The 13,942-nt window shown below is 66.1% G+C and carries 10 protein-coding genes; 3 read left to right on the top strand and 7 right to left on the bottom strand.

Annotation, left to right across the window (positions count from 1 at the left end):
- Window positions 1-86 precede the first annotated feature (86 nt).
- A complete protein-coding gene (gene tssH / locus H0241_RS15270; protein WP_181058486.1) occupies window positions 87-2,906 on the top strand; it encodes a type VI secretion system ATPase TssH in 2,820 nt (939 codons plus the stop codon).
- On the opposite strand, the gene H0241_RS15265 is transcribed toward tssH, so the two are convergent.
- The 6 genes from H0241_RS15265 to H0241_RS15240 all read right to left on the bottom strand — a co-directional run bounded on the left by H0241_RS15265 (window position 2,907) and on the right by H0241_RS15240 (window position 10,981).
- Window positions 2,907-4,142, bottom strand: a complete 1,236-nt coding sequence (locus tag H0241_RS15265; protein WP_181058485.1) for a VWA domain-containing protein — start codon at window positions 4,140-4,142, stop codon at window positions 2,907-2,909.
- A 2-nt stretch (window positions 4,143-4,144) separates the two neighbouring features.
- Window positions 4,145-6,391 carry a DUF5682 family protein gene (locus H0241_RS15260; RefSeq protein ID WP_181058484.1) on the bottom strand — a complete coding sequence of 749 codons (2,247 nt, stop codon included), beginning with the start codon at window positions 6,389-6,391 and terminating at the stop codon, window positions 4,145-4,147.
- A 4-nt stretch (window positions 6,392-6,395) separates the two neighbouring features.
- Window positions 6,396-7,475 carry an ATP-binding protein gene (locus H0241_RS15255; protein WP_181058483.1) on the bottom strand — a complete coding sequence of 360 codons (1,080 nt, stop codon included), beginning with the start codon at window positions 7,473-7,475 and terminating at the stop codon, window positions 6,396-6,398.
- Between the two features lie 19 nt (window positions 7,476-7,494).
- Complete coding sequence (locus tag H0241_RS15250; protein ID WP_181058482.1) at window positions 7,495-8,934, bottom strand: DUF5691 domain-containing protein; 1,440 nt, start codon at window positions 8,932-8,934, stop codon at window positions 7,495-7,497.
- Window positions 8,931-10,343, bottom strand: coding sequence for an SWIM zinc finger family protein (locus tag H0241_RS15245; RefSeq protein WP_181058481.1), 1,413 nt, complete (start codon window positions 10,341-10,343; stop codon window positions 8,931-8,933). Before H0241_RS15245 ends, H0241_RS15250 begins: the two co-directional genes overlap by 4 nt.
- A 98-nt stretch (window positions 10,344-10,441) precedes the next feature.
- Window positions 10,442-10,981 carry an Lrp/AsnC family transcriptional regulator gene (locus H0241_RS15240; protein ID WP_142868845.1) on the bottom strand — a complete coding sequence of 180 codons (540 nt, stop codon included), beginning with the start codon at window positions 10,979-10,981 and terminating at the stop codon, window positions 10,442-10,444.
- A 48-nt stretch (window positions 10,982-11,029) separates the two neighbouring features.
- Between H0241_RS15240 and H0241_RS15235 the strand changes: the two genes are divergently transcribed.
- Both H0241_RS15235 and H0241_RS15230 read left to right on the top strand, forming a co-directional pair.
- Window positions 11,030-12,208: an MFS transporter gene (locus tag H0241_RS15235; RefSeq protein ID WP_181058480.1), complete on the top strand. Its 1,179-nt coding sequence runs from the start codon at window positions 11,030-11,032 to the stop codon at window positions 12,206-12,208.
- Window positions 12,209-12,280: 72 nt separating this feature from the next.
- Window positions 12,281-12,706, top strand: coding sequence for a GNAT family N-acetyltransferase (locus tag H0241_RS15230; protein ID WP_181058479.1), 426 nt, complete (start codon window positions 12,281-12,283; stop codon window positions 12,704-12,706).
- Here H0241_RS15230 and H0241_RS15225 read toward each other — a convergent pair.
- On the bottom strand, window positions 12,703-13,818 hold the full coding sequence (locus tag H0241_RS15225) for an anhydro-N-acetylmuramic acid kinase (RefSeq protein ID WP_181058478.1): 1,116 nt from the start codon (window positions 13,816-13,818) through the stop codon (window positions 12,703-12,705). The two genes, H0241_RS15230 and H0241_RS15225, sit on opposite strands and share 4 nt — an antisense overlap.
- Between the last annotated feature and the right edge of the window lie 124 nt (window positions 13,819-13,942).

Genomic DNA, 13,942 nt, shown 5'->3' with positions numbered 1-13,942 from the left:
TGGAAGAGGCCGGCTGAATAAACGCGCTTTGTCAGCAGCTGCTTATATGGCAGGTTGTCGACAGGCAGATTGCAGGAGCACGTTCGATGGAACAGCGCCGGTCATCGCAGAGTTTCAAACGCAAGGAACTGATCGACAAGCTGAATCCGACCGGCAAGCGGGCCTTCGGGGCAGCTGCCGCAGCGGCGAAGCTTCGCGGCAACCCTTATGTCGAACTTGTCCACTTCATCGAGCAACTGGTGCTTTCGGAACGCAGCGACGTTCAGATGATCCTTGACGATGCCGACGTTGATATGGGCAAGCTGGCCGGCGACATGAGCCGCGCCGTCGACAAGCTGCCCTACGGCGCCACCTCGATCGAGGAATTTTCCGATCATATCTTTCATGCCATCCAGGAGGCCTGGAGCCTGGCCGGGCTGCAGTTCAAGACCGATGAAGTCCGCACCGCCCATATCGTCCTCGCCTGCCTGAAGACGCCGGTGCTGGAAGGCCTGGTGTCGAAGATCAGCGGCGAGTTCGACAAGATCGACGCCGACGCGGTCATCGCCCGCTTCGCCGAAGTGGTGGAAGGTTCGCTCGAAGCCGGCGCCGCGGCAGCGGCAACTCCCGCCGCCGAGGCGCCGCGGCGGGCCCCGGGCGGGGACTCGGCGCTGGCCAAATACGCCACCGACCTGACCCAGCGCGCCCATGACGGCAAGATCGATCCAGTCGTCGGCCGAGACCCGGAAATCCGGCAGATCATCGATATCCTGATGCGGCGCCGGCAGAACAACCCGATCCTGACCGGCGAGGCCGGCGTCGGCAAGACGGCCGTGGTCGAGGGTTTTGCCTTGCGCATCGCCCAGGGCGACGTACCGCCGCCGCTGCAAGGCATCAGCGTGCGCATGCTCGATGTCGGCCTGATGCAGGCCGGCGCCAGCGTCAAGGGCGAGTTCGAAAAGCGCCTGAAGGCGGTCATCGACGAGGTCCAATCCTCCGAAACGCCGGTCATTCTGTTCATCGACGAGGCGCACACGCTGATCGGCGCCGGCGGTGCCGCCGGGACCGGCGATGCCGCCAATCTCCTGAAGCCGGCGCTGGCGCGCGGCGAACTGCGCACCATCGCGGCAACCACCTGGGCCGAATACAAGCAGCACATCGAAAAGGACCCGGCGCTCACCCGCCGTTTCCAGGTGGTCAAGATCGACGAGCCGTCGGAAGCAGTCGCGGTGCTCATGCTGCGCGGCGTCGCCGGCGTGCTCGAACAGCACCACGAGGTGCAGATCCTCGACGAGGCGATCGAGGCGGCGGTCGGCCTGTCGCATCGCTACATCCCGGCGCGGCAATTGCCCGACAAGGCGGTAAGCCTGCTCGACACCGCTTGCGCCAGGGTCGCGGTCTCGCAGCATGCGACGCCGGCCGAGGTCGAGGACATTTTGCGCCGCCGCCAGGCGCTGGAGGTCGAAAGCGGCATTATCGGCCGCGAGGCGGCGATCGGCATCGAGGTGGCCGAGCGCCAGGCGCGGGTCGACGCCGGGCTTGCCGAGACTGAAGTCACGCTTGCGGCCGCCGAGGAGCGCTGGGAGCGTGAAAAGACGCTGGTTGCCGAGATCCTCGAATTGCGCGCCAGGCTGCGCGGCGAGGGCGTGCCGCTGGACGAGGTAGCGGCGAACGAGGCCGATGCCGAAGCGGCAGCGCCGGACGAAGAAAAGACTAAGGTGCCCAAGACGGAGCCGACCAAGGCCGAAACGGCGAAGACGGAAACGACGAAGACCAAAGCATCCAAGGCGAAGACCGAGGCCGAGGCGCCAACAGCTGCTGAACCTGCGCCGTCGGACCCTGTCGCCGATCTCGCGCGTCTGCGCGAACTGATGACCGAGCTTGCCACCGCGCAAGGCGAGACGCCGCTGATCCTGCCCTCCGTCGACCGCAATGCGGTCGCAGCCGTGGTCCAGGACTGGACCGGCATTCCGACCGGACGGATGCTGTCCAGCCAGACCGAAAAGGCGCTCAAGCTCGCCGTGACTTTGTCCGAACGCGTCGTCGGCCAGGACCATGCCATGGAGATGATCGCCAAGCGGGTGCAGACCAGCCGCGCCGGGCTCGGCGCGCCGGAAAAGCCGGTCGGCGTGTTCCTGCTCTGCGGTCCCTCCGGCGTCGGCAAGACCGAAACCGCGCTGGCGCTGGCCGAGACGCTCTATGGCGGCGAGCAGAACCTGATCTCGATCAACATGTCCGAGTTCCAGGAGGCGCACACCGTCTCGACGCTGAAGGGCGCGCCGCCCGGCTATGTCGGCTACGGCAAGGGCGGCATCCTGACCGAGGCCGTGCGCAGAAAACCCTATTCGGTGATCCTACTCGACGAGGTCGAGAAGGCGCATCCCGACGTCCACGAAATCTTCTTCCAGGTCTTCGACAAGGGCATGATGGACGACAGCGAGGGCCGGCGCATCGACTTCAAGAACACGCTGATCCTGCTGACATCCAATGTCGGCTCCGAAGTCATCATGGAGCGCACCGGCAACGGCACGGTCAGGGCAGGGCTCGACGGTCTCGACGCAGCCTTGCGCCCGCCGCTGCTGAAAGTCTTTCCGGCGGCCTTCCTCGGCCGCGTGGTGACCATACCTTACTACCCGCTGTCGGATTCGATGATCGAGGCCATCACCCGCCATCAGTTCGGCAAGATCGCGCGGCGGCTGCGCGCCAGCCACGACGCCGAACTGGTGATCGGCGACGGCGTCATGGCGCTGGTCAAGGCGCGCTGCACCGAGATCGAGTCCGGCGGCCGCATGATCGACGCCATCCTCACCAACACGCTGCTGCCGGAGCTCAGCCGCGGCGTGCTGAACCGATCGCTCGATGGCGAGAAGATGACGAAAGTGACTGTCAGCGCTTCCGCCGACGGGTTTGCCTATTCGTTCGAATAGTCAGGCCTGACTGCTCGCTTCGGTCTCGGCGCGGATCAGCTTGATGTCGGCGCCGGCAGCCCAGGCGCCGATATCCTCGCGTCGCAGCGCCGACGCCATCATGTCGGGAAACAGGTCCGGCGTGCAGGCGAAGACCGGAATGCCAAGCGCTGCGACCGAGGCCGACATCGCCGGATCGTAGCCTGGCCGGCCCTGATCGGTGAGCGCCAGTAGCACGACGACATTGACGCCGGATCGGACCAGCGCCGCCAGCCGCCGCAGCAATTCCTGGCCGTTGCCGCCTTCATAGAGGTCGGTGATCAGCACGAAGTGCGATTTGGTCGGCCGCTCGATGCGCTCGGCGCAATAGGCGACCGCCTGGTTGATGTCAGTGCCGCCACCGAGCTGTACGCCGAACAGCACTTCGACAGGGTCGCTGAGCTCTTCGGTCAGGTCGACGATGGCGGTGTCGAAACAGACCAATTTGGTGCGCACCACCGGCAGCGAAGCCATGACCGCAGCGAAGATCGAGGCGTAGATCACCGAACTCGCCATCGAGCCGGACTGGTCGACGCACAGCACCACCTCGTCGAGATCGACCAGCCGGCGCTGCTTGCGCATGAAGCCGACGAGCTTTTCCGGCACGATGGTTTTGTGCTCGGGCTGGTAGTGGCGAAGGTTGGCCGAGATGGTGCGCGGCCAGTCGATGTCGCGCTGACGCGGCCGGTTGGTGCGCCGCGCGCGGTCGAGCGCGCCGCGGATCGCCTCGGCGGTCTTCTGCTCCAGCCGCTGCATCAGCTTGGCGACGATGTCGGCGATGATGGTACGGGCGATGTCCTTGGTCTTGGCCGGCATCACCGAGCGCAGCGAAATCAGGTCGGCGACGAGATTGACGTCGGCCTCGATCGCCTTGAGGAATTCCGGCTCCATCAGCATCTGCTTCAGGTTTAGCCGCTCAAAAGCATCCTTCTGGACGATCTGGACCACCTGCGCAGGAAAGAAGGAGCGGATATCGCCCATCCATTGCGCGACGCGCGGCGCCGAGCGGCCAAGTCCGCCGCGCCGCTTGCGCGGGTCGGAATCGGCATTGGCGCCGTCGCCGTAAAGTGCATCGAGCGCCGAAGACAGTTTTTTGTCGTCACTGGAAAGGGCCGAGGAAGCTTCGTCATCGGCGCCGATCGCCAGCCGCCAGCGGCGCTCGCGTCCGCCATCGGCCGACGCAATGGCCAAGCTTTCCCCGCTTGTTTCGTCGTCCATCGTCATACTCCGCCCGCCAGCAAGGGCCCAAGCTTCTCCAGATGCCGGCGCCAACCCTCGCCGCCATCCGGCGCCGGCGTCAGCCCGGCAGGCAGCCGCGCGGTGCGGCCGAGCACTGCCTCGATCAGCCGCCGGCGCTCCATGCTGTCCAGATTGGAGAAGACACGCCGTAGCAGCGGCAGATGCGCGATGAAGGCGTCCTCGTCGAGCGATTTGAGCCAGGCATCGACGGCACCGCGCAGGCCTTCATCATAGATCAGCCGCTGGCCGGCGGTGCTGAAGAAACCTTCGAAGAAACCCGCCGCCTGTGCAACCGGCGTCCCCGGCGACAGCCTGCGCCCGAGCAGTCCGGCGGCGTCCTCGGCCGACAGCTGGCCGGCCTCGTAGAGGAGGTGCGCGGCGCAGCCGGCGAGCAGTGCTGTCGAGCACTGGCCTTCCAGCACGCCGGTCAACCCGTTGCGCCAGGCGACGAGAACGTCTTCGCCCGGCTCGACCAGGCGGATCGCCGCGTCGGCCTTGCGCACCGCGCCGACCAGTGTCGTGGCAGCCTGCTCGTCCAGGTCGCGCACCGCATAGGGCAGCGCGATCGCGCCTTCGACGATCAGCCGTTCCAACAAACCGGACAGCCGGTTGGTTTCGGTCTTGCGCGCCTCGCCGTAACGAATGATGTCGGCAAGCGGCGGCACCGAGGCGAGCATCTCCAGACACTCGCTGCTGTGCGCCGCGCGCGCCTCCAGCGCCGCAAGGCCGGCGCTCGAGGCCTCCGACAGGTCCGCCGTGATGGCGCTCTGGACTAGTGCTGCCAGCGTGTCGAGGCTGGCCGCGGCGCCGAGCATTTGGATCAGGCGGCCATTGGCGGCCTTTTCGATGGTCGGGCCATAGATCAGGTTCTCGACCAGGCGCACGGCATATTCCGGCTCCCAGGCCAGCGTCCATTTTTCGCGAAAGGTGCCGCGGCTGCGGCCGGCATCGGCCAGCCGGCCCCATTGCACGCCGAGCACGTTCAGCCGGTGCAGCAATGTCGATCGAAACAGCCCGCTTTCGCTGCGCAAATCGACCGACAGTTCGCGCTCCAGCGCCTCCGGCTTCAGCCGCGCCGCCTTCTGGTTGCGCTGCAGATCCTCGATCAGCGGCGCCAGCGGCGTGTCGGGCGGAATTTCGCCGACATCGGCGCCCAAAAGCAGCTCGGCTTCAACGAGGGTCCACAGCACCGCTTCTCCGTTGAACAGTGCCGCGATCGCGGCGTCGCGCAATTCCTCGAAGCCGGGTTTCGGTCGCTCGCGAATAGCAGCCAGTGTGCGCGCAAGCCGCTCGGCTTCGATCAGCGACGCCGTCGAGACCAGATGGCCCTTCGTCCGCAACACCGCCGCGATCATCGCCAACCATAGCGTCGCCGCGTCGCGCCGCCCGCGCGTGCGCCACAGATGCTTGCACCAGCCGGGCGCGACGACGCCGGCGCCATAGCCATAGCCCAGCGCCAGGCGCGGTCCCGTCCATGGCGCCCATGTCATCGTGCTTTTGCGCCGGGCAATTCCCTTGATCAGCGCCTGGTCGTTCTTCTGCGTGTGCGCGGCCTGCAAAGCCGGCACGTGCCATGCGCCGCAGACGACGGCGATCGGCCCGTCGAATTCCTTGCGCGCGGCAGCGATTTCCAACCGCATATGCGCTTCACGTTTGGCCTCGAACGGCGCGATCGCGCCTTCGCCGTCGCGCAGCGTCGTCATCGCATCGGCGATGGCCGCGAAGATCGGGCCCGGCTGCGGGTTCTGCTCGATAATGTCGGCCCACCAGCTTTCACCGTCCTCGTAGCCGGCGGCCTCAGCCAGCGTGCCGATCGGGTCGCGATGCGATGCGATCTCGCCATCCTCGTCGGCTTCATCCTTGGGCTCGGCCTCGGCCTCATCGGTCTTGTCGGCGCTATCCGTCGCTGGCGCGAACCGCGCCGACGACGGCAGGTCGATGAACCTAAGCGCCGCCTTGTTCTCCACCGCCCACACCGCCGCCTGGTATTCGGGCGAGAACTCAGCGAATGGCCAGAAGCTGGTCGCGGCCGGATCGTCCTCTGGATAGCAAAGCAGCGCCACCGGCGGCTGCATTTCCGCACGCGCCAGCAGCGGCAGCAGCGCCGACGCGTCGCTCGGCCCTTCGATCAGCACGGCGACCGGCTGCAAGTCCCGCAGCGCCTGCACCAAGCTGTCGGCGGAACCCGGCCCGTGATGGCGGATGCCGAAATAGGCGACGTCGCTCATGACCTCAAATCGCTGCGTTCAGCGCCGCGTAATAGCCGGCGTAATCGGGCCGCTTCTTGAGCACTGTTTCGAGATACTCCTCCAGCACCACCTTGTCCTGAACCGGGTCCTTGATGATGGCGCCGACAAGGCTGGCGGCAAGACCTTCGGCGCCGAGCTTGCCGCTGTCGAACCACGCCGCCTGGCTGAGGCCGCCAACCATGGTGGCGATCGCCTCGGCGGTCGACAGCGAGCCTGAAGGCGTCTTCAGCGTCACCTTGCCGTCGGCGGTCGCACCCGAGCGCAACTCGCGAAAAATGGTCAGCACACGGGCGATTTCCTCGCCGACATTTTTCGGCACCGGCAGGTCGAGCCCGCCGGCCATCTCGTCGACCCGTTTGGAAACGATCGCCACCTCTTCGGCCATGTCTTCGGGTAGCGGCAGCACCACCACGTTGAAGCGGCGCTTGAGCGCCGAGGACAGTTCGTTGACGCCCTTGTCGCGATTGTTTGCCGTAGCGATGATGTTGAAGCCGCGTTGGGCGTAGAGCGAGGTGTTGAGCTCCGGGATCGGCATCATCTTTTCCGACAGCACGGTGATCAGCGTGTCCTGCACGTCCGACCCCATGCGCGTCAGCTCTTCGAGCCGGCAGAGCTTGCCGTTCTCCATGGCGCGGTAGAGCGGCGTCGGCACCAGCGCTTCCTGGCTCGGACCCTTGGCCAAAAGCTGCGCATAGTTCCAGCCATAGCGGATCTGGTTCTCGTCGGTGCCGGCCGTGCATTGCACGATCAGCGTGGAATTGCCCATGATGGCGGCGGCCAGATGTTCAGACACCCACGACTTGGCAGTGCCGGGAACGCCGAGCAAAAGCAGCGCGCGATCGGTGGCGAGCGTGGCCACCGCCGTTTCCATCAGCCGGCGGCGGCCGACATATTTCGGCGAGATCACCGTGCCGTCGCTTGCCTTGCCGCCGAGCAGATAGGTCAGCACGGCCTTTGGCGACAGGCTCCAGCCGGCGGGCTTCTGCCGGTCGTCATTGCGCGCCAGCGCTTGCAATTCGGACGCGTAGGCCTGCTCGACCGGGAGACGGATGGCTGCGTTCATGGTGCTGTTCTCCGATTGCTCATGTGTTGGGTCCAGACCCGGTCAGGGCCGCGTTGAGGCGCAGAAAAGCGAGCGAAGCCGCCGCCGGCGGCATGCCGGCCGCAACGATGTCGCCAATCAGTCGTTCCGCTGTTGCCGCAGTGGCAAGAAAGCCTATCGTTTCCAAGGCGTGGTCTGCGCTTCGCTTCGCGGGCTCGTCGTTTCCCGCAACCTTGGAACGCAGTGCCGACAGCGCCTTGCCATTTGTCAGATCGCCCCATTCAAGCCAGCTTGCTTCGGCGCCTTCGACCAGGTTGAGCGCTTCAAGATTTTGCGCGTCCTTCAGGATCTGCCTGATCAGGGTACGCTTCCTACCGCTGTCCAAACGCAACATCAGGTGGAAGACAAAAAGCGCCGGCTTGCCGCCCTCGGCGGCCAGCGTATCTGCCAACAGTGCCACCGTGGCATCGCTGCCGGATACCGCGACCATCCGAACGAGAGACAGATCAGCTCTGTCGTCGACGCCGAACTGCCATGCCCCGATGAAATCGGACTCTGTCTTGCCGAAACGCGCGGCAAGATCGACAAGGTAACAGCTTGCAAACAGGTCGACGCGACGACTTTCTTGCGCAGGCGACTTCAGCTTTGCCGGCGTGTAGGTGGTGCGGCGGCGGATGAAGCCGGATTTGCCTTCTGCAATGAAGGCGGCGAGTTCGGCAACGGGGTCGTCGGCTCCGCCATCGCCCGGCCGGCCGTGCTCGCCCAGCCTTGCCAGCAACCGCCCCGCCAGCTCCTGCACCTTGCCGGAGCGGTCGGTGGCGAGGCTTTTCAGGAACGGCGCGTCCTCCGGCGTTAGGCCGAAATGCATCAGTTCGATCAGCGCCAGCCTGACTTCCGCCGGTTCGCCCGGCGCCTTGGCTTCGATCAGGCTGCGGGCGGTGGCCGGATCGCGGCGCCGCATCTCGGCCAGTGCGCTGCGGCGCGCGGCGGGGTAGAAATCGTCCCAGTTCTGCAACGTCAGTTGCTCCTGCGGCGCAATCCTCAGCCCCTCCACGCTGGCCTGCCAGTCGATCCATGGGGCGTAGACGTCAGGGCTGTTCTGATCCGATGCCGATGGCATCCAGTCCAGGGGATGCAGCACATAGCCACGACTGGCGACAAGCGTCGCGACACGCGATTTGCGCCGCGCATCGGCGGCGTTCTTCAGGGCAGCCCGCAACAGCGGCCGCAACCGCTCCGGCAGCAGCGGCAGGCCAAGCCTTGGCAGCGGCGGACGCCGCTTCAGCGTCTTCGGCGCCGCGGGCCGCAAGCCGACATCGAGAGCCTGCGCGGCGATGGCCAGCAACAGCCGCTCCCGCTCGTCCAGGTTTGCACCGGCGGCGATTTCCTTCCATGCGGCCGGGGCCAGATCGAACGTGGTTCCGCCGGTGATCCAGCAGTCGCGCATCGTCGCCAGGCCGGTCAGTTCGAGCTCGTTCATGACAGATCGAGCCTCCCGAAGCCGCTTTGCGCAGCCAATAGATCGAGCCGCGCGCCATTCCAAAGGGCTGCGGTGGCCGCGAGATCGAGGCCAAGCACGGTCTGATCGACAGTGCCGGCGACGGGCAGGGCGATCCCTTGCGGGTCTTGCGCCGCTTGCCACCAGGCAGCGCCACGCTCGTCGAGCAGGATCGCGCCGGCCGGCAGCATCAGCGGGCAGTCGGTGGACCAGGGTGCTGTGTCCTGATGCGCTGCGTGCGCGGCCAGCGGATCCTTGACAGTGCCGAGCCCGAAATCGGGCCAGGCGCCGGACGCTACGTCGCCCTTGCGCTCCGCCACCAGCGCCCGCAGCGGCTGGCGCGACGGATAAAACACCAGGCGGGCATCGAACCGGTCGCCGGGCGTGAACGCAGCCGAGCGGCGGCCGGCCGAGGCCGGGAAGAAATCGAGCAGCAACGCAAACTGCGGCGTTGGACTTTTCAGATCAAGCAGCCATGTCGAATGGCTGACGAGACCGTCGCGGCGGGTCTCGATCTTCTCGCCGATGACTTCCCAATGGCTGTCGACATGTTTTGAATCGGGATTGGCCAGCACCTGGTCGCGGGTCTCGGACGCCGAAACCAGCCTTATCAGTTCGGGATCGTCCGGCGCTGAGCGCCAGGCCTTGGCCAGCAGCACCAGCTTGCCAAGCTCACGGATCGCCGCATCCGGTCGCTCCTCGCTGCGCAGCGCCATCAACCGCGCCGGAATCTCGTCGATGCGCCCGGCAAGTGCCGTTGCCTTCATGTCGACCAGCCGCGCGGCAATCCGCCGGCAGCGCTCGCTGCTGGCATCGGCAAATGCGGAGAGTCCGAGCCGCAGCTGGTCGGCGATCCATTGGTCGAGTTCGTCGAGCGCCCCCGCCACCGCCGAACGCGTGTCTTCCGCCCGCTTGCGTTGTGCCGCCTCACGGCGCTCCGTCGCGGCGGCGTCATCGACGGCGATGGCTTCATCCGCTTGCGAGGCCTCGCCGATGCTCTTGCCGGACGTGCTGGCTGCGGCGCCCGGCTTTGCACCAGCCGGCTGGGGCGTCGTCTTCCTGCGCCGGCCAAGCCAGTCATTCACCCATTCCGGTGTTGATTCGGCTGATGTGAAGCTGGCCGGCGCGGTCGCGGCAATCCACATCAGTGCCAGCGTGTGCTTGCACGGGAACTTTCGCGACGGGCAGGTGCATTTGTAGCCATGGTCGCCAGTGTCGACCACGGTGCGATAGGGGTTGGAGCCGGAGCCCTGGCATTCCCCCCAGATCAGCGCCTGCTGCTCGTTCTTTTCCAGCCGCGGCCAGTTCGAGCGCCTGGTCAGCTTCGAGGCGGCGCTCAGCGACGCCTGATCGGGGGCCAGCGCCTCGATGGTTTTCAGGTCGAATTCCAAGCCGCGCCTCTCGTCACCCCAAATCAATGCCTGGCATCAGTATAGGGTGCCGTTTGTGAAGGATTGTTGTGGTTCCGGCAAGACGAAGATCGCGCAGATCAGTACAGCGGCGTGGCCATGTGCCGGGGCGTCGGCCATTCCGTCGTGACGCCCGGTTGCACCGGCCGCTCGAGATAGGTCGACAGCACCACATAGCTTCGCGTCGAGGTGACGCCGGGCGTTTCGTAGAGCCTCGCCAGCAGGCCTTCGAGCGCCCTGGTGTCCTCGGTGCGAACCTTGAGCAGCATGCAGGTGTCGCCGGCCACCGAATGGATCTCCTCGACCTCAGGATATTGGGAAACGGCCATCAGCTCCGGCGTCTTGCCCCAGCCCTTGGTGTCGATATGCACGAAGGTGAGCAGCGGCTTCTTCACCGCCTTGGGGTCGATGATCACCGCTGTGCCGCGGATGGCGCCGCTGCGCCGGAGGCGCTTCACCCGCTCATGCGCCGCCGGCGGCGACAGGCAGACGCGTTCGCCAAGTTCGGCGTAGCTGATCGTTGCATCCTCGACCAGCACGCCTAATATTTTTCGGTCGATCGCGTCGAGCTCGCGGGCAGCTACCTTGTTCTGCAGAACACCATCTGTTTCTTCATCCATAACGAAATTCCTTGTTGTCGCAGAATTTAATTCGGCCACTATGCCGATATGACGAACACACATCAAGCCGCAACGCTCCCAGCAACAGCCCCGATCCCGGCGCTGGCCTATCTCCTGACCGGCTGTATCGCCGTCATCGGCTCGAATTCGCTGGTTCTGGGTCCGATCGCCCCGGCGGTGGCGGCATCCTTCGGCACCAGCGTGCCCGCAGTCATGGCCGCGTCGGCTGCCTTCGGCCTCGGCACTTCGGCCAGCGCCCTGTTCCTTGCTCGCTATATCGACGGCATCGGCGCCCGCCGCATGCTGCAAGGCGCGTTGCTGTTGCTGGCTGTCGGGCTTCTTGCCAGCGCGCTGGCGCCGACGGTGATCGCGCTGGTCGCGGCCCAGGCCGTCGCCGGCATTGCTGCCGGCGTCGCCATGCCGGCAATCTATGCCAGTGCGGCGGCCATTGCGCCGCCCGGCCGCGAAAGCGGCACGATCGGCGTCGTCCTGACCGGCTGGACGGTCTCCATGGTGGCCGGCGTGTCACTGTCGGCCGTGCTTGCCGACCTCGTGCATTGGCGCGCCGTCTTCGCTGCCGTCGCGGTGCTTTCAGCCATTGCGCTCGCCGCCTTGTCGATGACCTCGCTCAGTGACGTCAGGAAAAGCGGCCCGGCGCCGACGCCGTTCGGTGCGCTGGCCATTCCCGGCATCGTGCCGCTGCTCATCGCCTGCACCGCCTTCATGACCGCTTTCTACGGCGTCTACGGCTATCTCGGCGACCATCTGCACCAGGATCTCGGTGAGCCCGTCAGCGCCAATGCGCTCGCCGCACTCGCCTATGGCGCCGGCTTTGGCACGGCGGCCTTTCTCGATGGCATCATCGACCGCATCGGCGCGCGGCGCGTCATGCCCTTCGCCTACCTGCTGGTCGCCGCCGTCTATGTCGCGATCGCGCTTGCAAGCAGCAATTTCGCCCTGATCCTGGCCATGATCGCCATATGGGGCCTTGCCAATCACTTTGGTCTGAACGTGCTGGTGATGCGCCTCACCGCGCTCGATCCGTCGCGCCGCGGCACCATCATGGGCCTGAACAGCTCGGTGACCTACCTCGCGGTGTTTATCGGTACCACCAGCTTCGGGCCGCTTTATTCGACATTCGGCTTTGCCGCCTGCGCGCTGGTCGCCGCCGTGCTGATGCTGGTCGCGACGGCGGCGGGGAGCTGGCGCTCGCCCGTCAAATCGTAGGCTGATGCGGCAAAGCTTGCGTTCTGATCCCGTCCTTCGCTAGAGCTTGGCTCGCCATGCGAGCCCGCCCGGATGAAGACGACGCTTGAGACGACCGCCGATCCCTCACCGGAGGACCTCGCCTTTCTGGCCGAGCGGCTGACGGCGTTCAATGACGGCGATGTCGGCCCTTCCGGCCGCAAAGCACTCGCCGTCTTCGTGCGCGACGAGGAGGGCGCTGTCGTCGCCGGCATTTCGGGCTACACCGCCTGGGATTGGCTATATGTGCAGTGGCTCTGGGTCGACGAACGCCTGCGCGGCCAACATACAGCTGGCGACATGCTGGACGCCGCCGAACGGGAGGCAGTCAAGCGCGGCTGCCGGAACGCCTGGATCGACACCTTCAATCCGACGGCAGCCAAAGTCTATGAGCGGCAGGGCTACCGGCGCTTCGGTGAACTGCCGGACTTTCCCGTCGGCCGTAGCCGAATCTTTCTGCAGAAGAAACTGGTGGCCTAACCCGCCAGCCTTCCGCCTTGCATCGGCTGCGGCGCGCCGGTGGTGCTGGGAAAACTGATCGGCAGGCCGCGCAGCACGCGTACCGCCAGGAAGGCAAAACACTCGGCTTCCACCGCGTCGCCTTTCCAACCCAATGTTTCGGCCTGCACCACCTCAACGCCGGCGCGGCTGCTGAGCATCGCCATCATTGTCGGGTTGTGGCGGCCGCCGCCGCTGACTGCCAGCCGCTTCGGCCGGCGCGGCAGCAGGTCGAGCGCCTTGCCGACAGTCGAGACGGTGAAGGCCGTCAGCGTCGCCGCACCGTCCTCGACGCCGAGCCCATCGGCCATATCAGCGGTGAAGTCGAAGCGGTCGAGCGATTTCGGGTAGGGCTTGGTCAGGTATGGATGCTGCAGCAGCTTGGCCAGGCGCGCTTCGTCGACCGTGCCGGCCGCACCCAGTGCGCCGTCGCGGTCCATCTCGCCGAGGCCGTTGGCCTTGATGAAATCGTTGAGCGGCGCGTTGGCCGGGCCGGTGTCGAAAGCGACGATGTTGTCCTTGCCGTCCCACCACGTGATGTTGCCGACGCCGCCGAGATTGAGCACCGCCGTGTCGCCGCTGGCGTCGGCTTCCCTCAGCAGCGCTGCGTGATACGCAGCCGCCAACGGCGCGCCCTGGCCGCCGGCGCGCACATCGGCCGAACGGAAGTCATAGGCCACCTTGGCGCCGAGGATCGAATGCATCAGCTCGCCATCGCCCAGTTGGCGCGTATTGCCGAGACGTCCGGGTTGCGGAGCGCGATGCAGCACGGTCTGGCCGTGGAAGCCGACGACGCCGATATCGGCCATCGTCAGGCCGTAACTCTCGACGAGGTCCTTCACCGCCGCCGACTGCGCCCGCGTCAGCGCCTCCTCGGCCTCGGCAAAGATCGCCGGCTCCGGCCCGTCGAAATTCCACGCCCTGGCCTGGCGAAGCGTCTCTTCCAGCAGGGCGCGAATCGCTGCGGGGTAGGGCGCCAGCGTATAGGTGCCGAAATCGGCGATGCGTTCGCCATCGGTCTTGATCAGCGCGACGTCGATATTGCCGTCAAGCACGGTGCCGGTCATCAGGCCGACGGCCCAGATTGGTTCCATGGTCGCTTTCTCGAATCGCCGTTGAATCACGTGTCGGACGGATCGGCCGGGCAGGCAAGTCTTTTGCCCTTATTGATCGAAGCCAGCGCCTCAGAATTTCCCCGCGTCGGCGCTGCCCCTCACC

It is taken from the genome of Mesorhizobium neociceri (assembly GCF_013520985.1).
GTDB lineage: Bacteria > Pseudomonadota > Alphaproteobacteria > Rhizobiales > Rhizobiaceae > Mesorhizobium > Mesorhizobium neociceri.
This window is presented reverse-complemented; position numbering and strand designations above follow the sequence as displayed.